The organism is Allobosea sp. Root483D1, from assembly GCF_001429505.1.
Classification (GTDB): Bacteria; Pseudomonadota; Alphaproteobacteria; order Rhizobiales; family Beijerinckiaceae; genus Allobosea.
This window is the reverse complement of the sequence record NZ_LMJW01000020.1, coordinates 439,542-465,678: the sequence shown is the minus strand read 5'-3', so window position 1 is coordinate 465,678 and position 26,137 is coordinate 439,542. Positions and strand designations below refer to the sequence as shown.

General features: G+C 67.8%; 25 protein-coding genes. All 25 read right to left on the bottom strand.

What is annotated here, in order from left to right:
• Positions 1 to 84: 84 nt before the first annotated feature.
• Positions 85 to 1,044 (bottom strand): catechol 2,3-dioxygenase, encoded by a 960-nt coding sequence (locus tag ASE66_RS20785; RefSeq protein ID WP_057191602.1) that lies wholly within the window; start codon positions 1,042 to 1,044, stop codon positions 85 to 87.
• Positions 1,041 to 2,150 carry a 5-methyltetrahydropteroyltriglutamate--homocysteine S-methyltransferase gene (locus tag ASE66_RS20780; RefSeq protein WP_057191601.1) on the bottom strand — a complete coding sequence of 370 codons (1,110 nt, stop codon included), beginning with the start codon at positions 2,148 to 2,150 and terminating at the stop codon, positions 1,041 to 1,043. The genes ASE66_RS20785 and ASE66_RS20780 overlap by 4 nt, the downstream gene beginning before the upstream one ends.
• Positions 2,151 to 2,183: 33 nt before the next feature.
• A complete protein-coding gene (locus ASE66_RS20775) occupies positions 2,184 to 2,891 on the bottom strand; it encodes an ABC transporter ATP-binding protein (RefSeq protein ID WP_057191600.1) in 708 nt (235 codons plus the stop codon).
• On the bottom strand, positions 2,884 to 3,636 hold the full coding sequence (locus tag ASE66_RS20770) for an ABC transporter ATP-binding protein (protein WP_057191599.1): 753 nt from the start codon (positions 3,634 to 3,636) through the stop codon (positions 2,884 to 2,886). Before ASE66_RS20770 ends, ASE66_RS20775 begins: the two co-directional genes overlap by 8 nt.
• Entirely contained in the window at positions 3,633 to 4,640 is a 1,008-nt protein-coding gene (locus ASE66_RS20765) for a branched-chain amino acid ABC transporter permease (RefSeq protein WP_057191598.1), read from the bottom strand. Before ASE66_RS20765 ends, ASE66_RS20770 begins: the two co-directional genes overlap by 4 nt.
• Complete coding sequence (locus tag ASE66_RS20760) at positions 4,637 to 5,494, bottom strand: branched-chain amino acid ABC transporter permease (protein WP_057191597.1); 858 nt, start codon at positions 5,492 to 5,494, stop codon at positions 4,637 to 4,639. Before ASE66_RS20760 ends, ASE66_RS20765 begins: the two co-directional genes overlap by 4 nt.
• Positions 5,495 to 5,515: 21 nt before the next feature.
• Positions 5,516 to 6,688, bottom strand: a complete 1,173-nt coding sequence (locus tag ASE66_RS20755; RefSeq protein ID WP_057191596.1) for an ABC transporter substrate-binding protein — start codon at positions 6,686 to 6,688, stop codon at positions 5,516 to 5,518.
• A 50-nt stretch (positions 6,689 to 6,738) separates the two neighbouring features.
• Complete coding sequence (locus ASE66_RS20750) at positions 6,739 to 7,428, bottom strand: 4-carboxy-4-hydroxy-2-oxoadipate aldolase/oxaloacetate decarboxylase (protein ID WP_057191595.1); 690 nt, start codon at positions 7,426 to 7,428, stop codon at positions 6,739 to 6,741.
• Positions 7,425 to 8,147: a PIG-L deacetylase family protein gene (locus ASE66_RS20745; protein ID WP_057191594.1), complete on the bottom strand. Its 723-nt coding sequence runs from the start codon at positions 8,145 to 8,147 to the stop codon at positions 7,425 to 7,427. Before ASE66_RS20745 ends, ASE66_RS20750 begins: the two co-directional genes overlap by 4 nt.
• A gap of 17 nt (positions 8,148 to 8,164) precedes the next feature.
• The gene (locus tag ASE66_RS20740) at positions 8,165 to 9,247 is read right to left on the bottom strand and encodes a 4-oxalomesaconate tautomerase (protein ID WP_057191593.1); all 1,083 of its coding nucleotides are present in this window, start codon (positions 9,245 to 9,247) and stop codon (positions 8,165 to 8,167) included.
• A 4-nt stretch (positions 9,248 to 9,251) separates the two neighbouring features.
• The gene (locus ASE66_RS20735; RefSeq protein WP_057191592.1) at positions 9,252 to 10,238 is read right to left on the bottom strand and encodes a Bug family tripartite tricarboxylate transporter substrate binding protein; all 987 of its coding nucleotides are present in this window, start codon (positions 10,236 to 10,238) and stop codon (positions 9,252 to 9,254) included.
• A complete protein-coding gene (locus ASE66_RS20730) occupies positions 10,235 to 11,068 on the bottom strand; it encodes an NAD(P)-dependent oxidoreductase (RefSeq protein ID WP_082613608.1) in 834 nt (277 codons plus the stop codon). Before ASE66_RS20730 ends, ASE66_RS20735 begins: the two co-directional genes overlap by 4 nt.
• 92 nt (positions 11,069 to 11,160) lie before the next feature.
• Positions 11,161 to 12,075: a LysR family transcriptional regulator gene (locus tag ASE66_RS20725; RefSeq protein ID WP_082613607.1), complete on the bottom strand. Its 915-nt coding sequence runs from the start codon at positions 12,073 to 12,075 to the stop codon at positions 11,161 to 11,163.
• Positions 12,072 to 12,701, bottom strand: a complete 630-nt coding sequence (locus ASE66_RS20720; protein WP_057191590.1) for a response regulator transcription factor — start codon at positions 12,699 to 12,701, stop codon at positions 12,072 to 12,074. Before ASE66_RS20720 ends, ASE66_RS20725 begins: the two co-directional genes overlap by 4 nt.
• Positions 12,694 to 13,770: a sensor histidine kinase gene (locus ASE66_RS20715; protein ID WP_057191589.1), complete on the bottom strand. Its 1,077-nt coding sequence runs from the start codon at positions 13,768 to 13,770 to the stop codon at positions 12,694 to 12,696. The genes ASE66_RS20720 and ASE66_RS20715 overlap by 8 nt, the downstream gene beginning before the upstream one ends.
• A gap of 85 nt (positions 13,771 to 13,855) precedes the next feature.
• Positions 13,856 to 15,187, bottom strand: a complete 1,332-nt coding sequence (locus tag ASE66_RS20710) for an AAA-associated domain-containing protein (protein ID WP_057191588.1) — start codon at positions 15,185 to 15,187, stop codon at positions 13,856 to 13,858.
• Between the two features lie 22 nt (positions 15,188 to 15,209).
• A complete protein-coding gene (locus tag ASE66_RS20705; protein WP_057191587.1) occupies positions 15,210 to 16,961 on the bottom strand; it encodes an ABC transporter permease in 1,752 nt (583 codons plus the stop codon).
• Between the two features lie 65 nt (positions 16,962 to 17,026).
• A complete protein-coding gene (locus ASE66_RS20700) occupies positions 17,027 to 17,263 on the bottom strand; it encodes a hypothetical protein (RefSeq protein WP_057191586.1) in 237 nt (78 codons plus the stop codon).
• Between the two features lie 259 nt (positions 17,264 to 17,522).
• On the bottom strand, positions 17,523 to 18,680 hold the full coding sequence (locus tag ASE66_RS20695) for a DSD1 family PLP-dependent enzyme (protein ID WP_057191585.1): 1,158 nt from the start codon (positions 18,678 to 18,680) through the stop codon (positions 17,523 to 17,525).
• A complete protein-coding gene (locus tag ASE66_RS20690) occupies positions 18,677 to 20,419 on the bottom strand; it encodes a hydantoinase B/oxoprolinase family protein (RefSeq protein WP_057191584.1) in 1,743 nt (580 codons plus the stop codon). Before ASE66_RS20690 ends, ASE66_RS20695 begins: the two co-directional genes overlap by 4 nt.
• Positions 20,416 to 22,491, bottom strand: coding sequence for a hydantoinase/oxoprolinase family protein (locus tag ASE66_RS20685; RefSeq protein ID WP_057191583.1), 2,076 nt, complete (start codon positions 22,489 to 22,491; stop codon positions 20,416 to 20,418). The genes ASE66_RS20690 and ASE66_RS20685 overlap by 4 nt, the downstream gene beginning before the upstream one ends.
• Entirely contained in the window at positions 22,478 to 23,350 is an 873-nt protein-coding gene (locus ASE66_RS20680; protein ID WP_057191582.1) for an ATP-binding cassette domain-containing protein, read from the bottom strand. The genes ASE66_RS20685 and ASE66_RS20680 overlap by 14 nt, the downstream gene beginning before the upstream one ends.
• Positions 23,347 to 24,312, bottom strand: a complete 966-nt coding sequence (locus ASE66_RS20675) for an ABC transporter ATP-binding protein (RefSeq protein ID WP_057191581.1) — start codon at positions 24,310 to 24,312, stop codon at positions 23,347 to 23,349. Before ASE66_RS20675 ends, ASE66_RS20680 begins: the two co-directional genes overlap by 4 nt.
• A complete protein-coding gene (locus ASE66_RS20670) occupies positions 24,309 to 25,193 on the bottom strand; it encodes an ABC transporter permease (RefSeq protein WP_082613606.1) in 885 nt (294 codons plus the stop codon). Before ASE66_RS20670 ends, ASE66_RS20675 begins: the two co-directional genes overlap by 4 nt.
• Positions 25,190 to 26,134: an ABC transporter permease gene (locus ASE66_RS20665; protein ID WP_057191579.1), complete on the bottom strand. Its 945-nt coding sequence runs from the start codon at positions 26,132 to 26,134 to the stop codon at positions 25,190 to 25,192. Before ASE66_RS20665 ends, ASE66_RS20670 begins: the two co-directional genes overlap by 4 nt.
• Between the last annotated feature and the right edge of the window lie 3 nt (positions 26,135 to 26,137).

Here is a 26,137-nt window from a genome sequence, read left to right as displayed (position 1 = left end):
CAGCGCTCGACGTCCCCCTGGATTGCTTCGTCGCTACGCTCCTCGCAATGACGGTTCCAGCGACCCATCTGATCGAAAGGCGCTCTACCCCTTCACCGTCGGCGGCGTCCCATGGGTGTGAAAACTCTCGATCGTCTTCAGCCCCCAGGCCTGGCCCTTCTTCCGCTCCTCTTCCGTCCAGGTCACCGTCTGCCAGTCCGGATCGAGGATCAGGCGGGCGCCGGCATTGGCGATCTCGACGCGATTTCCGGCTGGTTCGTAGACATAGAGAAAGAAGGTCTGCTGCACCGCGTGCTTGTGCGGTCCGGTCTCGATGAAGACGCCGTTCTCGAGGAAGAGATCGGCCGCCTCCAGGATGTGCTCGCGCTGGTCGACGGCGTAGGTGACGTGGTGGAAGCGCCCGCGCGCCGGCGTGTGGTCGCGGGTATAGGCGATGTCGTAGCTCTTGTTGTTGACGGTGAACCAGCAGCCGCCGACCTCGCCGGAATCGAGCACGATCTGCTCGGTGACGCGGCTGCCCAGCGCCTTCGGCAGAAAATCGCGGATCGCCGCCACGTCCTGCGCCAGGAGGTTGAGATGGTCGAGCCGGCGCACGGCGCAGCCACGGCCATGGTTGCGCTGCGCCTGGTTCTTCAGGGCAGGCCGCTCCTTTTCGGGAGCGGCATATTTGTTGGTCTCGAAATAGATCTCGAAGACATGGTCGTCCGGGTCGCGGAAGCGATAGGCCCGGCCATGGCCGAGGTCGCCCTCGGTCCAGCCGATGCCGCAGCCCATCGCCTCGATCGCCGCGACGCGCCGCAAGAGCCCCGCCTCGCTCGTGGCGCGATAGCCGATATGGCCGACGCCGGTCGTCTTCGCCGCGGTCAGCTTCAGCGTGTGGAACTCGTAATCGTCCCATGCGCGCAGATAGACGCTGTCGCCCTCGCGCCCGCTCTCCGTCAGGCCGAAGATATTGACGAAGAAGTCGAGGCTCTCCTGCGGCTTGTCGGTGAAGAGTTCGACATGGCCGAGATGGGCGATGTCGAAGCAGGGCTCCCCGCTCATCCCCAAACCTCTTTGGCAACCTCGAGGATGCGCGAGAGCTTGGCCCACTGCTCTTCCTCGGCGAGGACATTGCCCTCCTCGGTCGAGGCGAAACCGCATTGCGGGGACAGGCAGAGCTGCTCCAGCGGCGCGAACTTGGCGGCTTCCTCGATCCGGCGCTTGAGGTTGTCCTTGCTCTCGATCTCGCCGAACTTCGAGGTCACCAGCCCGAGCACGACCTGCTTGTCGCCCTTGGGCAGGAAGCGCAGCGGCTCGAAGCCGCCGGAGCGGTCATCGTCCCACTCCATGAAGTAGCCGTCGACATTGATCTCGTTGAAGACCATCTCGGCGACCGGCTCGTAGCCGCCAGACGCAATGAAAGTCGACTTGAAATTGCCGCGGCAGGTATGGGTGGTGATCTGCATGTCGGCCGGCTTGGCCTTCAGCGCTGCGTTGAGCACGTCGCGATAGATGAAGATCAGCTGCTCGGGATCGTCGCCGCGCTCGGCCAGCATCTTGCGCTGCTCGGGATCGCAGAAATAGGACAGGCTGGTGTCGTCGAGCTGGAGATAGCGGCAGCCAGCATCGTAGAAGGCCTTGATCGCCTTGGCATAGGCCTTGCCGAGATCCGCATAATAGTCCTCGACCCTGAGATAGGCGCTGGGGTCGATCGCCTTCCGTCCGCCGCGATAATGCAGCATGGACGGGCTCGGGATCGTCATCTTCGGCACCCGGCTGGTCGTCGAAGCCAGGAACTTGAAATGGGCGAGATGCGGGTGGTCGTCCGGGAAATCGAGCTTGCCGGTGACGCGGACCGCATGCCCTTTGGTGGTGACACCCTTGAACTGGATGCCTGAATCGGTCTCGAAGCTGGTGACGCCGGAGAGGCCGTCGAGGAAGTCGAAATGCCAGAAGGCGCGGCGGAACTCGCCGTCGGTCACCGCCTGCAGGCCGACCTCCTCCTGCTTGCGGACGAGCTTTTTGATCTCCTCGTCCTCGATCGCGGTCAATTCGGCCTGGCTGATCTCACCGGCCGCGAGCTTGGCGCGGGCGTCCTTGACCGGTGCGCTGCGCAGCAGGCTGCCGACCATGTCGCCCCGAAACGGCGGCTTCTGTCTCTGGCTCATGGCGTTTCCTTTCCTCGTTAATTTCTTGATGGATCAGGCGGCGGCGAGGCCGAGATGGCGCTCCAGCCGCGAGGGATCGGCAAGGAGCTCGGCACTCTCCGCGGCGAGGACGACGCGGCCCCGTTCGAGCACGATCGCCTCGTCTGTGAGTTCGAGGATCTTGCGGGCGTGCTGCTCGATCACGATCGCCGAAAGCCCCTCCTCGCGGACCAGACGCTTCAGGGCGCGCAGCAATTCTTCGACGATGATCGGCGCCAGCCCCTCGGTCGGTTCGTCGAGCAGCAGGAGCCTCGGATTGAGCATCAGCGCCCGGCCGATCGCCAGCATCTGCTGCTCGCCGCCGGAGAGCTGGTTGCCGAGATTGGTTTTTCGCTCGGCAAGGCGCGGGAACATTGCAAAGACACGCTGGGTCGTCCACGGGCCGGGCTTGGCCACCGCGGTCAGGTTCTCCAGCACGGTCAGCGATTTGAAGATGTTGCGCTCCTGCGGCACCCAGCCGATGCCGGCATGGGCGCGCTGCTCGGGGGAGGCCGCAGTGATGTCTCGCCCGGCGAACGCGATCTTGCCGCCGCGGCGGCGGGTGACGCCGATGATGCTGTTGACCAGCGTCGTCTTGCCAACGCCGTTGCGGCCGAGCAGCGCGAGCGAACGGCCCTCGGCGAGCGAAAGGTCGATGTCGAAAAGCACTATGGCCTCGCCATAGCCGGCGCTGAGGCGCTCGACGGTGAGGAGCTCAGCCATGGCCGTGCTCCCCGAGATAGGCAGCACGGACAGCCGGATCATTGGCGATCTCGCTCGGTGTTCCATCGGCGAGCAGGCGGCCATTGACGAGCACGGTGATCCGCGTCGCGAAGCGGAAGACGAGGTCCATGTCGTGCTCGATCAGCAGCACCGAGACATCCTCGGGCAGGCCTGCGACCATCGCCATCAACTCGCGCCGCTCGGCCTCGGGCACGCCCGCCGCCGGCTCGTCGAGCAGGAGCACGCTGGGTTTCGCCGCGAAGGCGGCGGCGATCTCGATCTGCCGCTGCTTGCCATAGGGCAAGGTGGCGATGCGCTCGTCCATGATGTCGTCGAGCTTGAAGCGGGCGAGGATCTCGGCCGTCTCGGCAACGAGCTCTCCATCCCGATCGAGCGCGCGCAGGGGTTGCCGGCCACGACCGAGCCGCTCGGAGGTCACGAGCGCGATCATCTCGACCGGCGTCATGGTCGCAAAAAGCTGATTGATCTGGAACGTGCGCGCCAGCCCGCGCCCGACCCGGGCTTCGCGCGGCAGCCTGGTGATGTCCTCACCCAGGAGCTCGACGCGGCCGGAACTCGGGCGCAGCACTCCCGTCAGGAGATTAACGAAAGTGGTCTTGCCGGCGCCGTTCGGGCCGATCAGCGCATGGCGCGCACCCTTCTGGAGCGTGAAATCGACATGGTCGGTCGCGGTGATGCCGCCGAAGCTCTTGCAGAGGTCGAAGGTCCGGAGCGCCGCCGTCATGTCGGCGATCTCCGGACAAGACGCCCGATCCGGACAGCCACTGCCTTGATCCCACCATGGATCAATTCGCGCCCGCCCAGCACGAACAGAACCAGGAACAGCCCGATCCAGAACATCCAGTATTGCGGCGTAAAGCTCGCGATCACGTCCTGCAGCAGCTTGAAGGCGACCGCGCCGATCAGCCCGCCATAGAGATAACCAGCGCCGCCGATGATCAGCACGAGCATCAAATCGGCCGAGCGATGGAAGGCGAGCACGTCCAGCGAAACAAACTGCGTGGTCTGGGCGAGCAGCGCCCCGGCCGCCCCGGCATAGGCCGCCGCCAGCGTGTAGACCGCAACCAGCCGCCATTGCAGCGGCACGCCGGAGGCCGAGGCACGCAAGGGGTTGTCGCGGATCGCCCGCAGCGACAGGCCGAAGGGCGAACCGGTGATGCGCCGCGCCAGGACGAACAGCACGAACAGCACGGCGAGCGAATAGAGATAGGCGACCCGGCCGAAGATATCGAACTCGAACAGGCCGAGCACCGGCCCCATCACGATGCCCTGCAGGCCGTCGGCGCCGCCGGTGATCCCGCCGAGCGAGTTCGCCAATTCCCCCAGGATCAGCGCGACGCCGAGCGTCACCATCAGGCGCGTCAGGTCGCTGCCACGCAGGATCAGCGGGCTGGTCAGCAGGCCGAGCAGCCCGGCGGCCCCCATTCCAACCAGCAATCCCGCCAGCGGATCGGCGCTGGCATGCTTGGCGAAGAGCCCGGCGGCATAGGCGCCGAAGCCGAAGAAGGCGGCATGCCCGAGCGAGACGATGCCGGCATAGCCGAGGATCAGGTCGAGCGAGACGGCAAAGAGCCCGAGGATCGCGATCTCGTTGAGGATCAGGAGCTGGCGCGGCAGCAGGAAGAAGGCCGCCACGGCCAGGACCCAGAACGTGATCTCGGCCGGGTGCCAGCGGCGCGCAGCATAGAGCGAGCGCCGGACGCGTGTTTCGACGCTGTCGGCACTCATGCCCGACCTCTCGCAAAGAGACCGTGCGGCCGGGTGATCAGCAGGACCACCATCAGCGCGTAGATGATGAAGGCGCCGAGCTGCGGCACGAGGTACTTGCCGCCGACATCGGCGACCCCCAGCAGCATCGCGGCGAAGAACGGTCCGGAGATGGTCGAGGTGCCGCCGACGGTCACGACGATCAGGAAGTAGATCATGAACTTCAGCGGGAAGGTCGGGTCGAGTCCCATCAATTCGATGCCGAGCGCGCCGCCTAGCCCCGCGAGGCCTGAGCCGAAGGCGAAGGTCAGCGCGAACAGCCGGTTGACGGGTATGCCGAGGCCGCGCGCCACCCGGGCATCGTCGACCGCAGCCCGAAGCCGGCTGCCGAAGCGGGTGCGGGTGAAGCCCCACTGCATCGCGAAGGCCAAAGCGCCGCAGAGCACGATGATGAAAAGCCGGTAGCGACCGACGCCGATGCCGGCGAGATCGAAGCGTCCGCTCAGCCAGGCCGGCAGATGCACGAATTGCTGGCTCGACCCCATCAGGTAGTCGGCGCCGGCGACGGCCATGAACACCAGCCCGATCGAGAACATCACCTGGTCGAGATGGCTCTTGGCGTACATCGGCCGGTAGACCAGCCGCTCCAGCACCAGCCCCGCGAGCGCGGCGGCAAGGAAGGCCGCCGGCAGCGCCCACAGGAATGGCAGGCCGAGCCGCTGCATCGCCAGCACGGTGACATAGCCGCCGAGCATGGCGAAGGCGCCGTGGGCGAGGTTGATGAAGTTCATCAACCCCATGGTCACGGACAGCCCGCAGGCCAGCACGAACAGGATCATGCCGTAGGCGACGCCGTCGAACAGGATGGTGAGCACGTCGGGTCCGCCTTGGCCGGCCTATTTCTTGGCCTTGGTCGGGTCCTTGACGTTCGGGATCGTCTCGAACTCCTGGTTGTAGAGCTCGCCGTTCACGCGCTCGACCTTGCGGATATAGACGTTCTGGATGATGTCGCGCGTCTCGGGATCGATCGAGATCGGCCCACGCGGGCTGACCCAGCTCATCCCCTTCATCGCGGTGACCAACGCCTCGCCGCCCTCGCCCTTGGTCTTCTTCAGGCCCTCATAGAGCGCGTGCATGCCGTCATAGCCGCCGACCGCCATGAAGTTCGGGCGCATGCCGGGATTGGCCTTCTTGAACCCCTCGACGAAGGCCTTGTTCTCCGGGCTGTCATGGGACGCGGAATAATGCTGGGCGGTGATGACGCCGAGCGCGATGTCGCCCATGCCGTTGAGGATGTCGTCATCGGTCAGGTCGCCGGTGCCGATCAGCTTGATGCCGCTCTTGTCGAGGCCGCGCTCGACGAACTGCTTCATGAACTGGGCGCCGACGCCGGACGGCACGAAGACCAGCAGCGCTTCCGGCTTGCTGTCGGCAACGCGCTGCAGGAAGGGTGAGAAGTCCGGGTTCTGCAGGGGCACCCGGATGTTCTCGACCTGGCCGCCGCCGGCCTTGAACGCCTCCGAGAACGAGCTCTCGACGTCATGGCCAGGACCATAGTCGGAGACGATGGTGATGACGCGCTTGGTGCCCTGCTTGGCGATCCAGGTGCCGAACGGCGAACCGATCTGCGGCACGACCTGGCTGGTGCGCACGATGAAGGGCGAGCGCTCGGTGATGATCCCGGTCGCGGCCGCCATCACCACCATCGGCGTCTTGGCCTGCGTCGCCAGCGGCGCGGTTGCGAGCGCCAGCGGCGTCAGGCCGAAGCCGGCGATCGCGGTGACCTTGTCGTTGACGATCAGCTCCTGCGCGATACGGCGGGTGACGTCGGCCGTGCCGGTATCGTCCTTGAGGATGAGCTCGATCTTCTTGCCGGCAACGGTCGCGCCCTTCTCCTGGATGTAGAGATTGGCGGCCGCGGCGATCTGCCGTCCGGTCGAGGCGAAGGGGCCGGTCATCGGCAGGATCAGCCCGATCTTGACCGCGTCCTGCGCCAGAGCCGCGCCGCTGACCGAGGCGGCCAGCGCCAGGCCGAGCATACCTTTGAGAACAGTCCTGCGAATTGTCATGTCATCGTTCCTCCCGAGAGTTGTGCCTGATCCCCGTTTTTCGGGGTTGCTCAGTCGTCTTCGTCGTCGCGATAGGTAAGGCCCGCCTTCGCGAGGCCGTCGCGCATAGCGTACATGTCCAGCCCGAGTTCGCCAGCAGCCAGGCGCCTACGCTTTTCGTCTTCATTGGCCTCGCGCTTGCGGCCGGCGGCAGCGACCGCCTCCGCCTCGCGCCTGGGTACCACCACGACGCCGTCATCATCGGCGACGATCACGTCGCCGGGATGAATGAGCGCCCCGGCGCAGACCACCGGTACGTTGACCGAGCCGGGCGTCGCCTTGACCGTGCCCTTCGCCGAGATCGCCCGCGACCAGACCGGGAAGCCCATTTCGGTCAGTGTGCGGACATCGCGCACGCCGGCATCGATGACGAGGCCGATGCCGCCGCGCGCCTTGAGCGAGGTCGCGAGCAGGTCGCCGAACATGCCGTCGGTGTTGTCGGTGGTGCAGGCGACAACGAGCACGTCGCCCGGCTGCACCTGTTCGATCGCGACATGGATCATCCAGTTGTCGCCGGGCTGGGCGAGCACGGTCACCGCCCCGCCCGCAATCTGCGCGCCGGCGTAGATCGGCCGCATATAGGGCTTCAGCAGCCCGCTTCGGCCCATCGCCTCATGGGTGGTGGAAACGCCGAGCGCGGCGAGATCGGCCATCGCGGCGGCCGGAGCGCGCTTCCTGGTGCGGATGACGACGGGGTTCATGCCAGCGTCTCCAGCGCTTCCGGGAAGAGGCGCTGATAGGCCTCGCCATAGGTCATCGCCTTGCCGGAGTTGCGGCCGCCCTGCATGCCGCGATTGAGCGCGACGCGGGTGTAATATTCCCAGAGATGCTTCTGCGCCGCGAGGATCTCGAATGCCCGGCGCTTCTGCTCCCAGACCTCGTCGATGTTGAGGATCACGTTCGGCTTGAAGTTGCACTGCTCCGGCTGGTGCGGCTCGAACAGGAAGACCGGCGGGGCGGCATAGGCGCGGTTGGGATCGGGCTTGTGCCCGGCCGCCTGCGCGATGATGCGCGCCTCCTGCGCGAAGCGCGCCGCCTCGGGATGGTCGACATTGTAGGGATCTTCGAGCGCATGGGTCAGCACGAAGCTCGGACCCAGCTCGTGGAAGATGTCGATGGTGCGCTCCAGCATCGGCTCTGTTGTGCGCAGCGGATAGTCGCCGGCGTCCATGAACTCGATCTCGGCGCCGAGCGCGGTGGCGGCCGCTTCCGCCTCCTCGCGGCGCTGGGCCTTGACCTCCGCCATCTTCACGCCCGCCTTCTTCCAGGCGAACTGGCTCTCGCCGCGCTCGCCATAGGACAGGCAGAGGATCTTGACGCGCATGCCACGCTTGACATGCAGCGCGATGGCCCCGCCGGCACGCCAGACGAAGTCGCCGGGATGGGCTGATATCACCAGGCCTGTCTTCTGGGCGCTCATCGCAATGCGCTCCTCTCTCACAATCTACCAGCCGGCACGAAGGCCTGTCCGGCCATCAGGATGCGCGCGGTGCGCAGCAGCCCGGCCCGCTCGACCACCGGCTGCTCCACCGATCCGCCGACCGTCAGCGTCACCGTGAACTCACCGGTCGGATGCTCGACCGAAAGCGTCCGCTCGCGCCCTTCAGGCATCACTGTGACGAAGGCAGCAGGTGAACCCGGCAACACGGCAGCGGTCGCGACCGTCACCGCCGCGAAGACCCCGATCGAGGCATGGCATTCATGCGGGATGAAGCTGCGGGTGCAGATGGACCCGCCCGCCTGTGGCGGCGCGACCAGCGCGATCTTCGGCACGACTTTCTTCGCGACATCGCCGAGATTCATCAGCGGCCCGGCCGCGAGGCGGATGGCCTCGATGCGGGCCTTGAGCTCGGCGTCCTCGTTGAGCTGGTCGCGCGGCTCATAGCCGGTGCGGCCGACATCGGCCGCCCGCATTACGATCACCGGCATGCCGTTGTCGATCAGCGTGCAGGGCACGCCTTCGATCACATCGACGACATTGCCGGTTGGCAGCAGCGCGCCGCAGACCGAGCCTTCCGCATCGAGGAAGCCGATATCGATCGGCGCCGAGGTCCCAGGCACGCCGTCGATGCGCGCAATCCCTTCGGCACTCGCCTCGCCATCGGGCGTATCCATGGTCAGGTCGGCGATCGTGCCGGTGTTGATCGTCCGGACCCGCACCGTCGTGCGCGCGCCGCTCGCTTTCACCAAACCACGCGCCAGGGCGAACGGCCCGATCCCGGCGAGGATGTTGCCGCAATTCGGCGTCGTATCGACCGAGGCCGTCTCGATCCCGACCTGCGCGAACAGGAAGTCGATATCGCAGCCGGGTTCACTCGAAGGCGAGACGATCGCGACCTTGCTGGTGAGCGGGTGGGCCCCGCCGAGGCCGTCGACCTGGCGCTTGTCGGGCGAGCCCATCACCGCGAGCAGGAAGGCGTCGCGCGCAGCGACATCCGCCGGCAGATCGCCGGCCAGGAAATAGGCGCCCTTGGAGGTGCCGCCGCGGATCAGCATGCAGGGAACGGCAAGCTGGCCCATCGCCTTACTCCGCCGCCTTGATGCCGGCACGGGTGATGACGTCGCGCCAGAGCGCCAGCTCCGAGGCGATCAGCTTGCCGAAGCCCTCGGGCGGTTCAGGCCGGGCAATGGCGCCATCCTTGGCCAGGGTCGCCGCAAAGTCGGGTTGGCCGAGCAGCGCGTTGATCTCGCGGTTGAGCTTCTCGACGATCCGTGGCGGCGTGCGCGCCGGCGCGACGATCCCGTACCATTGCACCGCCTCGAAACCCGGCAGGCCGCTCTCGGCCAGCGTCGGCAGGTCAGGCGCGAAGCCGACGCGCTCGCGCCCGGCGACGCCGAGCACCCGGAGCTGGCCACCTTCCGCGAGTGGCAGAACCGCCGGCCCACCGGTCAGCGTGAACTGGATATTGCCGGCGACGATATCGTTCACCGAGGGCGCCGTGCCGCGATAGGGCACGTGAATGGCCTCAATGCCGGCGCGATGGCAGAAATAGGCCGTGGCGATATGGGCGGCGCTGCCCTGCCCGCCGGACGAGTAATTCAGCTTGCCGGGGTTCGCCTTGGCGTAGGCGATGAACTCCGCGAGGGTTTTGGCCGGCAGCGTCGGGTTGATCGCCAGGATGTTCGGCAGCATCGCGACGAGCGCGACCGGCTGGAAATCCTTGACCGGATCATAAGGCACATTGGCGTAAAGCGAGGGCGCGAAGGCCAGCGTGCCGATATGGCCCATCATCAGCGTGTGGCCGTCGGGATCGGCTTTCGCCACCTGCCCTGCCGCCGTCATGCCACCGGCGCCGGGACGATTCTCGATGACGAAGCCCTTGCCGGGAATAACCCGCTCGAGCTTGCTGGCGATCACCCGCGCCAGCACGTCGGTACTGCCGCCGGGCGTGAACGGCACGACGATCCGGATCAGCTGGCTCGGCCAGTCCGCCTGGGCGCGCGCCGACCCAAGTCCAGCGAAGCCGGAAAGACCAAGGCCGGCGAGGACGGAGCGACGATCCAGCATCATCGTGTGCCCTCCTTGCGACGGGCCCCACGCAGCTGGGCGTCGGCGATCGCCTGCGCCAAGCCGGGGTGAAGACTGGCGACTGAAAGCATCTCGGCCGCCTCTCGCATTTCGGCGGCGCGGCGCACGCCATGGGTCGCGACGCGCTCGCGCATGTCGGCGGCGAGCGCATGGAAGTCGATCGACGGAAAGGTCGCGTGCAGGCTGGCGAAGACCGGATCCTTGACGTCCCAGGCTTCGCAGGCGGCGGCGCAATCGACCATCAGCGCCTCCAGCCCCTTGATGACGATCGAGCGGCAGAGCTTCATCGCCGAAGCCCGGCCATAGACCTCCGAGACCGGCGTCAGGTTCATGCCGAGCGCGTTGAGCGCGCCCGATACAGCCTGCGCCTTCGGGCCGCCGCTGAGGATCGCGACCTTGAGGCCAGGCTTCAGCACCGGCGCCATCACGGCCGCCTCGACATAGTAGGCGCCGCTCGCGCTGACGGCCGCTGCCGCCCGCTGCTTGGTCGAGGGCGCGGCCGAATTGACGTCGACGAAGACCTGTCCCGGCTTCAGCCAGGCTGCGGCTTCGGTAGCCACCGCCTCGGCCCGGTCGGCGGTTACGGCCGAGAAGACGAAGGCCGCGCCCGAGCAGGCCTCCTGCGCCGAAGCCATGCAGACGACGCCGAGCCCCTGCGCCGCCGCTTCGAGGCGGGCGCCGGCAGCGCTGCCGAAGAGCAGATCATAGGCGCGGATGGCAACGCCTTCATTGGCCAGCAGCCCGCGCGCAAAGCTTTGCCCGACCTCGCCGAAGCCGATGAAGGCGATCGCTGCCGTGTTGGCGCTTGCCATCGCTGGCCTCCCCTCGCGCGTTTCGTCCCGCCGCGAGGTTCGGCCAAAGCCATTCTGCCATCAAATGATAAGAATGCAGCGATTGATTAGTTTTATTCATCTCGCTTTGACGCGACACTGCGCTTCAGCGCCTGGCTCAGCAGCGCCATCAGATCACGCGTAACGGCACGCACCGGCACTGACTTGCGCGTGATGATGCCGAGCGTCCGGGTGACGGCCGGCGAGCGCAGCGGGATTGCGACCAGATCGCCGGCATCGACGACATCGAGCGCGAGCTGCGGCACGATCGCATAGCCTATGCGCGAGCGCACCAGGCTGACGGCGGTGACGACACGCTGGACCTCGTAGCGCCAGGTCAGGCTCTCGCGCCGCGCGCCGAGCGCATCGTCGATCAGGATGCGATTGCCGGTCTCGGCGCTGATCCTGACCAGCGGCTCGTCCTGTAATTGCGCCCAGGTCAGCGAGGTCGCCTGCGCCAGCGGCATCGAGCGATGGCTGACCAGCACGAAGGGCTCCTTGACGACTGGCTTCAGCTCGAGATCCCAGCGATTGGCGGCGACGATGGTGACGCCGAACTCGGCCTCGCCGGACTGGACCTTGTCGGCGATCTCAGAAGCCGAGTTGTCGTGGATGCGGACGCCGACGCCGGGATGGCGCGCAGCGAAGGCGGCGATCACTGCCGGCATGCAATGCGCCGCCACCGTAGGCAGGCAGCCGAGCGAGACCTGCTCGTCACCGTCGCGCAGATCGACCCGGACCTCGTTGATGGCGAAACCGAGATCCTCGAAGATGCGCCGCGCCCGGGGCAGCAGCGTCGTGCCGGCCGCGGTCAGCGAGACCTGCCGCGTCGTCCGCAGGAACAGCGGCGTTCCCAGCGATTCCTCGAGCTTGCGGATGCGATGGCTGAGCGCCGTCTGCGACAGGTTGAGATGCGAGGCGGCGGCCCGGAAACTGCCACGCTCGGCGATGCTGACGAAGGCCTGCAGCCCAAGGACGTCCACCCTCATCGGACCGCCTGTCCCTTTCCGGAGATGAGATCGGCGAGCCGGATCAGCTCGGCCAGCGTCGCGGCGCCCATCTTCCGCATCACCTGGCCGCGATGGACTTTCACGGTCACCTCGCTCAGGCCGAGATCGGCCGCGATCTGCTTGTTGAGGCGGCCCTGGGCGACAAAGGCGAGCACCTCTTTCTCCCGCGCTGTCAGCGTCACGAAACGCGCCTTCAGCTCGGCGAGCGCCGCCTCGTCACGGCGCCGGACCTCGTCTTTTTCGATCGCCACGCGCACCGCGTCGAGCAGATCCTGCTCGCGGAACGGCTTCAGCAGGAATTCGACGGCGCCGGCCTTGATCGCCCGCACCGCCATCGGCACGTCACCATGGCCGGTGAGGAAGATGATCGGGATCGGGTCATTCAGCCCGGCGAGCTCGGCCTGGAAGTCGATGCCGCTCGGGCCCGGCATCCTGACGTCGAGGACAAGGCAGGACGGCATGTCGGGCCGCCGGAGCAGCGCGAACTCCCGGACCGAAGCGAAAGCTGACACCGCATAACCGACCGAGCGGAACAGGCTGTCGAGCCCCTCGCGGACGGAGACATCGTCGTCGACGACAAAGACGGTCGCTTGCAGCCTATCCATGCTGCCGCTCCGATGTCGCGCCGGCCACCGGCAAGGTGAAGCCGAAGACCATGCCGCGCGGGTGATTGACGGCGGCATAGATCGTCCCGCCATGCGCTTCGACGATCGAGCGGCTGATCGCCAGGCCCATGCCCATCCCGCCCGGCTTGGTCGAATGGAAGGCCTCGAAGACCTGCTCGATCGCAGCCGGGGTCAGGCTGACGCCGGTATCGCGAACGCTCACCGTGATCCTGCCTCCGTCGCTCGCAGCGCCGACCAGCAGATCGCGAGGCCCTGACTCCAGCCCGCCCATCGCTTCGGCTGCGTTGATCACCAGATTGAGCACGACCTGCTGGAGCTGGACCCGATCACCAAGCGGCTGCGCCAAATCATCGGCCAAGTCGGTACGAAGCACCAAGCGATGCCTGCGCAGTTCGCTGCGGGTCAGGGTCAGGACTTCCTCGATGAGCGCGACCATGTCGAGCCTGTCCCGTGAGGGCGGGGACTTGGCCACGAGATTGCGCACGCGGCCGACCACCTCGCCGGCACGGTCGGCATCCGCCACGACGCGCTCCAATGCCCGCCTGGCCTCACCGACATCAGACGGCGTCGCCGCGAGCCAGCGCAGGGCAGCATGGCCGCTCGCGACGATCCCGGCGAGCGGCTGGCTGACCTCGTGCGCGATCGAGGCGGTCAATTCGCCCATGGTCGTGACGCGGGACATATGCGCCAGCTCGGCCTGTGCCTGGCGCACCCGCGCTTCGGCCGCCTCGATCCGCAATGCCAGATAGGTCGTGGCGGCAATCGCGATCAAGCTCAGCGCCCCGTTCACCAGCCCGGACTCCTGGGCCCCGCGCTGCGTCAGCAGATAGCTGAGGACGGTCAGGACCGCGCTGCCCAGGCCGAACGAGACGACCACCACCGGCCGGTCGAACCTGACCGAGATCAGGATCACCGCGACATAGAGAACGGCGACCGCGATCTCCAGATTGGTGAGCGTATCGGCCGCGAAGATCGCGGCCATCAGCGCAACAAGGCCGAGCCAGAGCCATGGCCTCTCGATGCGCATGCGCTCGCGATCGCGCATCATGCCCCGCCCCTCGCCGCTGGCCCGCTCGGCTGCCACATCCGACAAGACAGGCCACTGGCGGCTCTGTCCAGCCCGCGCCGGCGCCTCAGCTCGGATTGTCCAGCGTGAACAGGTCAGCATCCTCGTCATAGGCGAAGTACTCGCCATAACGAGCCCAGTTCGTCACAGCCTTCAGCGTCGTCGCGGCATAGTCTTCCGACATATGGTCCTCGAGCTCGTCGCGGAAACGCCTTGCCGGGGCCTTGTGGCTGGAGCGCTCGTCGAGCACCCGCCTTACATGGGCGGCGAGCGGCACGTAAGTGGCGAGCTGCTGGGCGAAGAGGCGCTTGCGCCCATCGACATCGCTGTCGGCGAAGCGCAGCCCGGCAGCGGTCAGCCTGATGTCGCCGCCTTCGAGATCGGCGAAGCGCAGCAGCTGCAGCGTCTCGGCCACGGGGAAGAGATCGTCGATCTCGAGGTGCAGTTCGGCCGCGAGCGGCGGCAGGTCGGCTTCGCCCCTGTAGGGCTCAGCCGCGATCGTCTCGATCAGCCCCGCCATCAGATTGGTCGAGACCCGTGGCAGCGCCATCGCGATGCCGGTGCCGGGGAAGAAGCCGTCGCGCGCCGGCGCGCCGGCCTTCGCGGTCATCCGGGCATAGATGTCCTCGACAAGGGCCCGGAAGGCTGGATCGAGGCGGTTGCGCGGCTGCGGCAGCTCGACCCGCAACTCGGCGATGACCCGGCCTGGATTGGAGCCGAAGATCAAGATGCGGTCGCACATCAGCACCGCTTCCTCGATATTGTGCGTCACCATCAAGATCGCCTCGATCGGCATGCGCCCCTCGCACCAGAGGTCGAGCAGGTCGGTGCGCAGCGTCTCGGCGGTGAGCACGTCGAGCGCCGAGAACGGCTCGTCCATCAGCAGGACCTTGGGATGCACGACCAGGGCGCGGGCGAGCCCGACACGCTGGCGCATGCCGCCGGAGAGCTCCTTCGGATAGGCGCTCTCGAAGCCGTCGAGGCCGATCAGGTCGATCGCGGCCAGCGCGCGTTTGCGCCGCTCGGCCGGCGCGACTCCCTGCGCTTCCAGGCCGAGCTCGACATTCTCCAGCACGGTCAGCCAGGGAAACAGCGCGAAGCTCTGGAACACCACGGCGACGCCAGAGGTGGGACCCGTCACCACCCGCCCCTCGAAGGTGACGCTGCCGCCGCTCGGCTGGATCAGCCCGGCGATCGCCCGCAGCAGCGTCGACTTGCCCGAACCGGAGCGGCCGAGCAGGCCGACGATCTCGCCGGAGTGCAGGTCGACATCGACCTTGTCGAGCACGACGAGCGAGCCGGCCGTGCCCTTGTCATAGCTCTGGCAGACCTGGCTGGCGCTGACGAGCGGGGGCGCCTTGTCGGCCTTGAAATCGCGGGTCACGACGATCTCGGTCATGGCAGCATCCTCCTGCGAAAGGTCAGTCGAGGCGCATCCGGCGTTCCGCCAGGACATAGAGCGGGCGCCAGAGCAGGCGGTTGAAGAGCGTGACGAAGAGCGACATGACGGCGATGCCGAGCACGACGCGCGGGAAGTCGCCGGCCTCGGTCGCATTGGCGATGTAGGCGCCGAGGCCGTAGGCTTCGAGCCTGGTGTCGCCCCAGCTCGCGATCTCAGCGACGATGCTGGCGTTCCACGAGCCACCCGACGCGGTCAGCGCGCCGGTGACGTAATAGGGGAAGATCCCCGGCAGCATGACGCGCCGCCACCAGGTCCACGAGCGCAATTGGTAGACGCTCGCCGCCTCGCGCAGATCGGTCGGGAAGGCGCTCGCCCCGGCGATGACGTTGAACAGGATGTACCATTGCGTGCCGAGCACCATCAGCGGCGAAAGCCAGATGTCGGGGCTGGCGCCGGTGCTGACGATCGCGATGACGGCGAAGGGGAAGAGCACATTGGCCGGGAAGGCGGCGAGGAACTGCGCAATGGGCTGGACGCGCTCGGCGACAGCCGGGCGCAGGCCGATCCAGACGCCGACCGGGATCCAGATCACGCTGGCGACGGCGATCAGCCCGGTGACGCGCAGCAGCGTGACGAGGCCGCGCGCCAGCGGGTCCCAGGCATCGGACCAGGACAGGCTCTTCCCGAGATAGGCGACCGCGGTCCACATCGCCCAGAGGCCGAGCCCGAGGACCAGAGCGAGCCAGGCCCGGTCGAGCGCCTTGCTGGTACCTGCACTGACCTCACGGCGCGCCGACGGCGCACTGTGGAAGCGTACCAGCAGCAGCCGGCCGCCCAGCCAGGCGAGCGGCGCCGTCAGGCGCTTGAGCAGGCGGGTGCGCCGGGCGAGGCCATGGACCCAGGAGCGCGGCTTCTGCTGGCCGGCGGTCTGCTCGAAGCGGAACTTGTCGGCCCAGGCGACGATCGGCCGGAACAGCAGCTGGTCGTAGAGGCCAATCACGATCGCCATCGCCAGCACCGCCCAAGCCACCGCGGCGAAGTCCTGCTCCTTGATGGCGAGCGCCAGCCAGGAGCCGAGCCCGGGCAATTGCACCGTGGTGCCGCCGACGGTGATCGCCTCGGAGGCGACGACGAAGAACCAGCCGCCTGACATCGACATCATCGTGTTCCAGACCAGGCCCGGCATGGCGAAGGGCGCCTCCAGCCGCCAGAAGCGCTGCCAGGACGAGAGGCCGAAGCTGCGACTGACCTCGTCGAGATCGCGGGGAACCGTGCGCAGTGACTGGTAGAAGGAGAAGGCCATGTTCCAGGCCTGACTGGTGAAGATCGCGAAGATCGAGGCGCATTCGGCACCGAACTGGCTGCCGGGGAACAGCCCCATGAAGAAGGTGACGGTGAAAGTCAGGAAGCCGAGCACCGGAACCGATTGCAGGATGTCGAGCGCAGGGATGATCACCATCTCGGCGCGCCGGCTCTTGGCCGCCAGCGTCGCGATAGCGAAGGTGAAGACGAGCGAGGCGATGATCGCCGCGAACATCCTGATGGTGGTGCGCAGCGCGTAGTCCGGCAGCAGCGCCGGATCGAGCACGACCGGCTCCGCCGCAAGGCCGGAAAGCGGCGCGTGCATCGCCGCCGCGCCGTGCAGCGCCAGGACCGCGAGCGCAGCCAGCAGCGCGAATGCCGCGAGGTCATAGAGATTCGGCAGGACGCGGTTGCGCGTCAGGGCGGCAAGCGCGCTGCGCCCGGCATCGCGGTTCGTTGAAAACGCCATGGTGGACCTCGGCGGAATGGAGGCGGCCGCGGTGGGCGGCCGGACTTGCGGGCTGGGCGACCTGGTCAGGCGGCACGCCTGTGCCGCGAGCGGCGACTACCGTCTTCGTCGCGGCCCTCGTTGCCCTCGCTGCGCCAGCGGCACTCCAGGCGCCCGTCGGTGGCATTGACCCGCCATTCGGCGACCAGGACCTGCCGCCTCGGCGTGGCTGCGCGCAGGATCGTGCAGCCGGTCCGGCTGAGGCCGGGCCGTTCCGGCACCGGTCGGGTTGCAGGATGCCGAAATGCGATGACGTTGCTCATGACCCACCTCTCCGATCCCGGTGGGGCCGTCCGAAAAGCGAGCGGGCGCGCATGCCGATGCGCGCCGCAGCCTGTGCTGCGGACGATCGGTCGGTGTGGCCACGTCCCTGCGATGGAAAGCCGGCTGTTGCGAAAGCGCCTCGCGGTCAGCGCCGCGAAGACAGCGCCTCTCTGCGCCCCGGCGCGGCCGCGATCAATCGGACGATGGGATCGCGGCCGATACCTTGGTATAGCGCCGCCCGCACCTCGCAGCTCCGGATCAGTCGGCGCGGCCGCGCGCCTCGACCGGCCATTGTGCCACCAGATCGACGCCGCGCACGACGTGCAGCACGTCGTGCAGATTGATCGTCGGGTCGCAATGCGGAACGGTGCATTCGATAACCGTACCGATCGGCAGGGTCGCGCATCCCGGCTCCGGCAGGAGGCGGCCATATTCGTCGCCGCACCATTCGATCCGCCCGACCAGTTCGCCGTTGAGGAAGACGCGCGGCGGCGGGCCATCGAGCGCAAAACTCTTGCTGCCGCCATCGGTGATCGCGAAGCCGAGCGAGCTGTGGCCGATCACGGTGACGGCGATGCGCAGCGCCGGCTTGAATTCCGGACCGCCCCGGCCATGCATGTCGACACTGTTATAAGCTTCGTCCATGAAGACATAGGAACCGGCCTGGATCTCGGTCAGCAATCGGTCCTCGCCATCGAGGAGATGGCTGCCGGTACCGCCGCCCGAGACGATCTCCGGCGCGAAGCCGGCCTCGCGCAGCGCCTCGATCATGGCGGCCAGCAGGCGCCCCATCTCCCGGTTGGCGGCGCGGCGGGCGGCGAAGTCATCGATATGCTGGACGCGGCCCTGATAGGCCTGGACGCCGCGATAGCGCAGGCCGGCCAACCCCGAAACGAGCTTAGCTAATTCGACCGCCTCGGCCGGCGTCGCGACGCCGCTGCGCTTCAACCCGACATCGAGATCGACCAGCACGTCCAAGACGGTGCCGTGCCGCTGCGCCGCCTGCGCATAGGCGGTGGCGAGATCGGCCCGGTCGACCACGACGCCGATGCGCCCGCCGGCCGCCGCAGCGCGCGCCAGAGCATCGATCTTGGCCGGACTGGCGATCGGGGCGCTGAGCAGGAGGTCGCGGACGCCGCCCTCGAACAGCGCCAGCAATTCACCCGGCTTGGCGCAGCAATTGCCGAGCGCCCCGGCCGCGATCTGCCGGCGCGTGATCTCGGCGCATTTATGCGATTTCGCATGCGGCCTGAGCTTAAGCCCCGCTGCACGGCAGGTCTCTGCCATCAGCGCGATATTGTGCTCGAACAGGTCGAGATCGAGCACCGCCGCCGGCGTCTCCAGCCGCGCCCGGCTGCCAGGCTCGCCGACAAGATTCTGGTTGAGCGCAGCCGCGCCGAACAGAGGCATGGTCATGGCTTGGCTCCCGCAAGCTCGGCCCGCCGACGCGTCGTGGCCGCGAGATCGATGGTTGCGCCGTCAGCGGCGAAGACCACGCCATAGTCACGCACCGCCCCCGCCAGCGTGACCTTGCCCTCGCGCAGATCGTCCTCGACGCGGATCGGATCGCGCTGCAGCGCATCGCCATAGCCTCCACCACCCGCTCCGATCAGGCGGAAGACGTCGCCGGCACGGGCGCTGAAGCTCTCCATCGGCATGGTCGGCAGGCCTTGCTCCGTGCCATCGGCGCGGATCAGGATGTGGGCCGAGGGCGCGCCGGGGCTGCCACCCTCTAAGCCGAAGGGCGGGTGATCGCGCCGGTCGCCGCGCAGCACGAAGCGGATCGGGGCGAGGAAGCGGAATTCGCGGATGAAGGAAAGCCCGCCGCGGAACTCGCCCGGCCCGCCCGTATCCGGCACGAGCCCATAGCGCAGCACCTCGACCGGCATGTCGGCCTCGACCATCTCGACCGGCTGGTTGGAGAGGTTGGCGGCGGGATTGGAGATGCCCTCGATGCCGTCCTTGCCGGCGCGGGCACCCCAGGTGCCGACCACCATCTCGTTGAGCACGAAGGGACGTCCCTCATGCGTGCCGCCGCCTGCTAGCAGATAGGGGCCACCTTCCGAGCCGCCCATCGCACGTTCGGGCACGATCTGCGCCAGCGCCTGCATGATCGCGTCGAAGACGCGGTAGCCGACAACGCCGCGCGCGCCGCAGGCGGCCGGATAGCGCGGATTGACCAGGCAACCCTCGGGCGCACGGACCGTGATCGGCCTGAGGTAACCTTCGCAATTGGGAATGTCCTGCTGCGACAGGCAGCGGATCGCGCAGAAGGAGGCCGATTCCGGCAGCGAGATCGGGCAGTTGATCGAGGCCGCGACCTGGTCGGCGGTGCCGGTGAAATCGATGTCGATCGTGTCGTCGGCGACAGTGACGGTCGCGACGATGGCCAGCGGCTGCGGGTTCTCGCCGACGCCGTCGATATAGTCGGTGGCGCGGTAGACCCCGTTGGGCAGGGCGCGGATGACATCGCGCATCATCGCCTCGGCATGGTCGTGCAGCGCGTCGATATAGACGTCGAGCTTTTCCGCACCGTAGCGGCCGATCAGCGTCTTCAGCCCCTCCTCGGCGACATTGCAGGCTGCGATCTGGGCGCGGATGTCGCCGAGCACCTCGACCGGCGAGCGGGTGTTCGCCTCGAGGATGCGGAAGACCGCTTCGACCGGCTCGCCGGCCTCGTAGAGCTTGAGCAGCGGAATGCGCAGGCCTTCCTGCTGGATCTCGGTCGCGTAGATCGCGACCGAACCGGGCACGATGCCACCGAGATCGGTGTGGTGCGCCACGGTCGCGGCAAAGCCCGAGAGCCGGCCGGCGACGAAAATCGGCTTCAGGATGTAGATATCGGGCAGATGCTGGCCGCCGGAGCCATAGGGGTCGTTGGCGATCAGGACATCGCCCGGCTTTAGCGTGTCGCCATAGCGCTCGCGGACGAAGCCCATGATGCGCGGGAAGGAGCAGAGCTGGATCGGCAGCGTCAACCCCTGCGCGATCACCCGCCCTTGCGCGTCGCAGAGCGCGGTCGAGTAATCCATGATGTCGCGCACCACCGGCGAATAGGCCGAGCGCATCACGATCAGCGCCATCTCGTCGGCGGTCGAGGCGAGCGCGTTGCGAATCACCTCCAGGGTGATCGGGTCGATCTCGCGCATGCTCATGCGGCCTCCAGGGCGATGTCGATATTGCCGGCCTCGTCGAGCTTTGCGCTCTGGCCGGGGCCGACGACGCAGGTGCAGTCGTACTCCTCGACGACGAAGGGGCCGCGCCTTGCGGTACTGTCGAGATCGGCACGGCTGATCACGGCGATCGAGGCTGTGGCTCCGCCGGCGTTGAAGGAGACCGGTCGGTCGGCGCGGCGCATCGGCGCTTCGGCCGCGAACTGGTGGCGCGGCGCGACAAGCGGCAGGCGCACCGTCAGGCGGGCATTGACGAGATGGACCGCGTCCTTTTGCGAGCGGTGGCCATAGGTGCGCTCGTGCTCGCGGTGGAACAGCTCGCCCAGCTCGGCGATGTCGAAGCGTTTCGCCGGCACGGTCAATTCATAGGCCTGACCGACATAGCGAAGATCGGCGGAATAACGGAACTCGGCCTGGGCGAGGTCATAGCCCTCCAGTGCGAGGATGCTGCGTGCGTCCGCGCCGAGCTCGGCGAAAAGCTGCTCCAGCCCCGCATCGTCCAGTTCTCCCGCCCGCCGCCGTGACGGCCGCACGAACTCCTGCTCGACATCCGAGCGCAGCAGGCCGAGCGCACTGAAGACGCCGGCGGCCCGCGGGACGATGACGCGGCGGATGCCGAGTGCGCTCGCGACTTCGGCAGCGACCACCGGGCCATTGCCGCCGAAGGCAACCAGGATCGCCTGGCGCGGATCGCGGCCGCGATAGGTCGAGACCGCCTTGACCGCCCGCGTCATGGTGGTGACCGCGAGCGTCAGCACGCCGCGCGCCGTCTGCTGGAGGTCGAGGCCGAGCGGGCGGGCGACCTGGTCGTTCAGCGCGGCGCGGCCGGCATCGGCCTGGAGCGGGAAGCTGCCACCGGCTAGCGCGACATCGTTGATGTAGCCGAGCGTCACGAAGGCGTCGGTCAATGTCGCCTGCTTGCCGCCAAGCCCGTAGCAGACCGGACCGGGCCAGGCGCCGGCGCTCTGCGGACCGACCGAGACCTGGTTCATCCGGTCGATGGCGACGATGCTGCCGCCGCCGGCTCCGATCTCGGAGACGTCGATGAAGGGCATCTTGATCGGATAGCCGCCGCCCTTGACCAGCTTGCTCGACAGATTGATGCCGGCGCCAACCTCGTATTCGGTGGTGCGGGCCGGCTCGCCGTGCTCGATCAGCGCAGCCTTGGCAGTGGTGCCGCCCATGTCGAAGGAGATGATGCTGGGCTCGTCGCTTCCCGAGACCAGCCTTGCGCAGGCGATGACCCCGGCGGCCGGGCCGGATTCGACCAGGGACGCGGCGCGCTTTACCGCCGAGCCCAGCCGCATGATGCCGCCGCCGGAATGCATCATCTCGACCTGGCAGGTGATGCCGATCGAGGCGAGCCGTGCCGTCAGCGCGCTGGCATAGTTGCGCACGACCGGGCCGATATAGGCGTTCACCACCACGGTCGAGGTGCGCTCGTATTCGCGGATCTCGGGCAGGATCTCGGAGCCGCGGCAGATATAGACGCCGTCGCCGAGCTCGGCGCGCAGGATGTCTTCAGCCTCGATCTCGTGCTGCGGATTGGCGTAGGCGTGCAGGAAGCTGATCGCGACCGCCTCGACGCCCTCCTCGCGGAAGCGCTTCGCCGCGGCGACCACGTCCTCGCGAGAGAGCGGGATCCGTACCGCGCCATCCGCAGCGAGCCGCTCGCGCGCCTCGAGCCGCAAATGCCTGGCCGCGAGCGGCTTCGGCTTGTCGTATTGCAGATCGTAGAGCACCGGGATGCGCAAGCGGCGCATCTCGAGCACGTCGCGGAAGCCCTCGGTGGTCAAAAGCCCGGTACGGGCGCCCTTGTATTCGAGGATGGCGTTTGTCGCGACCGTGGTCGCATGGACGATGCCGGTGATCCGGTCGGGCGTGGTCTGGTAATCCTCGATCAGCGCCTTCAGCGCCTGCGCGATGCCGCGGCTGTAATCGTCCGGGGTCGAGGGCACCTTGCGGGTCTCGATCAGCCCGTCATCGCGCGCCACCACGATATCGGTGAAGGTTCCGCCGATGTCGATGCCGACCCGGTAGCTATGCTGCGCCATGGATCTCTTCCCGGGTTTCTGGAGCCGCCGCGTCGGCACGCACGGGCAACGGTGTGCGCCGGCCGGCGAGGCCCTTCGGCACGGCTGCGATGAGGGCTTGCGTGTAGGGATGCTGCGGTCGGTCGAGCACCTCGAGGCAGGGTCCCTGCTCGACGATCGCCCCCTTGCGCATCACGACGATGCGGCTGCAGAGCGTGCGCACCAAAGCGAGATCGTGGCTGATGAAGAGCAACGTCAGGCCGAGCTCGCGGGCCAGTCGCGAGAGCAGATTGATCACCTGCGCCTGCAGCGAGACATCAAGCGCCGAGACCGGCTCGTCGGCGATCAGTACCTCCGGCTTCATCGCCAGTGCCCGCGCCAGGCCGATGCGCTGGCGCTGGCCGCCGGAAAGCTCGTGCGGCAGGCGCGGGCCGATTTCGGGGCCGAGCCCGACCAGCGTCAGCAGTTCGGCGATCTCGCGCTCGCGTTGCGCCCTCGGGACGCCCTGCAGCGCCAGCGTCTCGCCAAGGCAGCGGTCGACGCTCTTGCGCGGGTTCAGCGCGCTGCTCGAATCCTGGAAGACCATCTGGACGCGCCGGCGCCACGGCCCGGCATGGTCGCGCATCAGCTTAGCCATCGGCACGCCATCGAGCAGCACCTCGCCGGAGGTCGGCCGAGCCAGCCCGACCGCAAGTCCAGCCAGCGTCGACTTGCCCGAACCGCTTTCGCCGACGATGCCGACGACGTCGCCGCGCATGACGTCGAGGCTGACATCGTCGAGCGCGACGAGCCGGTCGTCGCGCCCGAGCAGGCGGTCGAGCAGCCCGCCCTGCGGGAAGGATTTGCAGACGCCGCGCAGCGAGAGGACCGGACCGGTCATCGCGGCCTCCAGCAGGCGGCGCGGTGTCCGGCTTCATCGATGAGCGGCGGCATCTGATGGCTGCAGCTCTCGGCGGCGTCGGGGCAGCGTGGCGAGAACGGGCAACCGGCCGGCAGGCGGCCGAGCCGCGGCGGCGCGCCCTCAATGGCGGTGAGCGGGCCGACCGGGCCGGTCAGGCTCGGCACGCAGGCCTTGAGCAGGCTGGTGTAGGGGTGACGCGGCGCAAGCTCGATCGCCTCGACCGGGCCGTCCTCGACGACCTTGCCGCCATACATCACGACGACGCGGTCGACGATCTCGGCGACGAGCCGGAGATTGTGCGAGATGAAAACGACGGCGAGGCCGAGCTCGCGGCGCAATTCGGCGATCAGGTCGACGATCTGCGCCTGGACGGTGACATCGAGCGCCGTGGTCGGCTCGTCGGCGATCAGCAGGCGCGGCCGGCAGGCGATCGCCATCGCGATCAGTGCGCGCTGGCGCATGCCGCCGGAGAATTCGTGCGGATAGGAGGCAAGGCGCCTGCCCGCATCGGGGATGCCGACGCGCTCCAGCGCTTCCGCCGCGATGCGCCGTGCCTCACCGATCGAAACATTGCGATGCGCCCGCACGACGTCGGTGATCTGCCGGCCGATGGTCAGCGCCGGGTTGAGCGAGCTCTGCGGATCCTGGAAAACCATGGCGATATCGCGTCCGCGCAGCGCCCGCATGCGCTTCTCGTCGGCCACGAGCAGATCCTCGCTGTCGAAGATCACGCGCCCTCCGGTCACGCGCGCCGGTGCGCCGAGCAGACGCATCACCGCGAGCATCGTAAGGCTCTTGCCCGAACCGGATTCGCCGACGATGCCGACGGCTTCACCGGGCGCGACGGAAAAATCGACGCCCCGGACGGCCTCGACGACGCCGCCACCGGCCGAGCGGAAGCCGACGCGCAGGCCCTCGACGCTGAGCAGCGGGGCGCTCATGCGACCAGCGTCCTGGCTTCGCTGCGCGGATCGAACAATTCGCGCACCGCATCGCCGAGCAGGTTGAAGCCGATCACAGTCAGCGAGATCGCGAGGCCGGGGAAAACCGGCAGCCACCATTCGCCGGAGTAGATCGCGCTGCGGGCATCGGAGAGCATCGTGCCCCAGCTCGGTTGCGGCGGCTGCACGCCGAGGCCGACGAAGCTGATCGAGGCTTCGATGACGATGCCGATCGCGACCAGCAGCGTGCCCTGTACGATGATCGGCGACAGGCAGTTCGGCAGCACGTCGCCGATGACGATCTGCCAGTGCGAGGCGCCCTGCAGGAAGCGGGCGCGGACATAGTCGGCGCCGGCGATGCGCCTCGCCACGGCATAGGTGACGCGGGCGAAGACCGGCGAGAACAGGCCGCCGACGAGGACGACGATCTTGACCTCGTTGGGCAGGAGCAGCGGGCCGAGCGGCAATGGCCCGACGCCGAGGATGCCGACGATCGCGATCGCCCATACCAGCAGCGGGATCGAGGCGACGCCGTCGACGATGCGCATCACGATCTGCTCGCCGAACCCGCCCTTGTAGGCCGCGAAGATCCCGGCGGAGACGCCGATCAGGGCGCCGATCAGCACCGCGCCGACCCCGACCGAGAGCGAGGCGCGCGCGCCAAACAGGATACGGCTCAGCACATCGCGGCCGCCCTGATCGGTGCCGAGCCAGTGCGCGGCATCGGGCGCGGCCAGCCTGTCCTCGATGTTGAGCGCGAGCGGATCATAAGGGGCGATCAGCGGCGCGAAGATCGCGGCGAGCACGATCAGCCCGACGATGCCGGCTCCGAGCCAGCCGCTCCAGTCGAGGCCATCGAGGGCTTTGCGCAGATTGCTCATGCCGTCGCCCTCTGGCGCGGATCGAGCACGCGGTTGATCAGGTCGGCGCCAAGATTGGCGCAGACGAAGATCGCGGTGAACAGGAAGACGATGCCTTGCAGCAGCAGGAAGTCGCGCTGCGAGATCGCGTTCAGCAGAGCGCGCGACAGGCCGGGGATGTTGAAGACCTGCTCGATGATCAGTGCCCAGCCGAACATGTAGCCGAAGGAGAGTGCGGCGAGGTTGACCACCGGCGGCAGCGCGTTGACCAGCGCATAGAACACCACCTGGCGGGACGAGAGCCCCATGGCGCGGGCGGTGCGGACATAGTCGCCGCGCAAGGTCTCCTGCAGGCTCGCCTGCGTCATCCGGGCGAGCACCGCGATGTAGTAGACCGCGAGCGAGACCGAGGGCATCAGGATGCTCTGCAGGTGCAGCGACAGCCCGGCCGAGAGCGGGAAATAACCGCCGGGCGGCAGCCAGCGCAGATCGACGGCGAGGAAGCGGATCAGGACGATGCCGAGCCAGAAGGCCGGGATCGACAGGCCGAGCACCGCGGCGAAGCGGCTGACCCGGTCGAAGACGCCGCCCGGCTTGAGCGCGGCGAGCACGCCGATGCCGATGCCGAATATCAGCGCGATCAGGAAGGCGAAGAGGACGATCGCCAGCGTCACCGGCAGCGCATTGGCGATCTCAGCTGCGACGTCGCGGCCGGTGACGAAGGATTTGCCGAAATCCCCGCGCATGACGTCGCCGAGCCAGGCGGCATATTGCGACAGGAACGGCCGGTCGAGGCCATGCGACTGCTCGAACTGCGCGATCTGCTCGGTCGTCGCGTCGGCCCCGAGCACGATCCGGGCCGGAGAACCCGGACCGGAGCGCGTCAGCGCAAAGAGCGCGAGGCCGACGAAGAGCAGTGTGCCGATCGAGGAGAGGATGCGACCTGCGACGAGGCGGAGCATTGC

Bases quoted from the DNA above. Each gene is read 5' to 3' on its own strand.
- ASE66_RS20765 (WP_057191598.1), bottom strand. From the start codon at position 4,640: ATGAGTGCCGACAGCGTCGAAACACGCGTCCGGCGCTCGCTCTATGCT.
- ASE66_RS20665 (WP_057191579.1), bottom strand. From the start codon at position 26,134: ATGCTCCGCCTCGTCGCAGGTCGCATCCTCTCCTCGATCGGCACACTG.
- ASE66_RS20755 (WP_057191596.1), bottom strand. From the start codon at position 6,688: ATGACAATTCGCAGGACTGTTCTCAAAGGTATGCTCGGCCTGGCGCTG.
- ASE66_RS20720 (WP_057191590.1), bottom strand. From the start codon at position 12,701: ATGGATAGGCTGCAAGCGACCGTCTTTGTCGTCGACGACGATGTCTCC.
- ASE66_RS20745 (WP_057191594.1), bottom strand. From the start codon at position 8,147: ATGAGCGCCCAGAAGACAGGCCTGGTGATATCAGCCCATCCCGGCGAC.
- ASE66_RS20775 (WP_057191600.1), bottom strand. From the start codon at position 2,891: ATGGCTGAGCTCCTCACCGTCGAGCGCCTCAGCGCCGGCTATGGCGAG.
- ASE66_RS20725 (WP_082613607.1), bottom strand. From the start codon at position 12,075: ATGAGGGTGGACGTCCTTGGGCTGCAGGCCTTCGTCAGCATCGCCGAG.
- ASE66_RS20715 (WP_057191589.1), bottom strand. From the start codon at position 13,770: ATGATGCGCGATCGCGAGCGCATGCGCATCGAGAGGCCATGGCTCTGG.
- ASE66_RS20730 (WP_082613608.1), bottom strand. From the start codon at position 11,068: ATGGCAAGCGCCAACACGGCAGCGATCGCCTTCATCGGCTTCGGCGAG.
- ASE66_RS20705 (WP_057191587.1), bottom strand. From the start codon at position 16,961: ATGGCGTTTTCAACGAACCGCGATGCCGGGCGCAGCGCGCTTGCCGCC.
- ASE66_RS20740 (WP_057191593.1), bottom strand. From the start codon at position 9,247: ATGGGCCAGCTTGCCGTTCCCTGCATGCTGATCCGCGGCGGCACCTCC.
- ASE66_RS20780 (WP_057191601.1), bottom strand. From the start codon at position 2,150: ATGAGCCAGAGACAGAAGCCGCCGTTTCGGGGCGACATGGTCGGCAGC.
- ASE66_RS20675 (WP_057191581.1), bottom strand. From the start codon at position 24,312: ATGAGCGCCCCGCTGCTCAGCGTCGAGGGCCTGCGCGTCGGCTTCCGC.
- ASE66_RS20735 (WP_057191592.1), bottom strand. From the start codon at position 10,238: ATGATGCTGGATCGTCGCTCCGTCCTCGCCGGCCTTGGTCTTTCCGGC.
- ASE66_RS20700 (WP_057191586.1), bottom strand. From the start codon at position 17,263: ATGAGCAACGTCATCGCATTTCGGCATCCTGCAACCCGACCGGTGCCG.
- ASE66_RS20750 (WP_057191595.1), bottom strand. From the start codon at position 7,428: ATGAACCCCGTCGTCATCCGCACCAGGAAGCGCGCTCCGGCCGCCGCG.
- ASE66_RS20690 (WP_057191584.1), bottom strand. From the start codon at position 20,419: ATGAGCATGCGCGAGATCGACCCGATCACCCTGGAGGTGATTCGCAAC.
- ASE66_RS20770 (WP_057191599.1), bottom strand. From the start codon at position 3,636: ATGACGGCGGCGCTCCGGACCTTCGACCTCTGCAAGAGCTTCGGCGGC.
- ASE66_RS20695 (WP_057191585.1), bottom strand. From the start codon at position 18,680: ATGACCATGCCTCTGTTCGGCGCGGCTGCGCTCAACCAGAATCTTGTC.
- ASE66_RS20680 (WP_057191582.1), bottom strand. From the start codon at position 23,350: ATGACCGGTCCGGTCCTCTCGCTGCGCGGCGTCTGCAAATCCTTCCCG.
- ASE66_RS20670 (WP_082613606.1), bottom strand. From the start codon at position 25,193: ATGAGCAATCTGCGCAAAGCCCTCGATGGCCTCGACTGGAGCGGCTGG.
- ASE66_RS20785 (WP_057191602.1), bottom strand. From the start codon at position 1,044: ATGAGCGGGGAGCCCTGCTTCGACATCGCCCATCTCGGCCATGTCGAA.
- ASE66_RS20710 (WP_057191588.1), bottom strand. From the start codon at position 15,187: ATGACCGAGATCGTCGTGACCCGCGATTTCAAGGCCGACAAGGCGCCC.
- ASE66_RS20685 (WP_057191583.1), bottom strand. From the start codon at position 22,491: ATGGCGCAGCATAGCTACCGGGTCGGCATCGACATCGGCGGAACCTTC.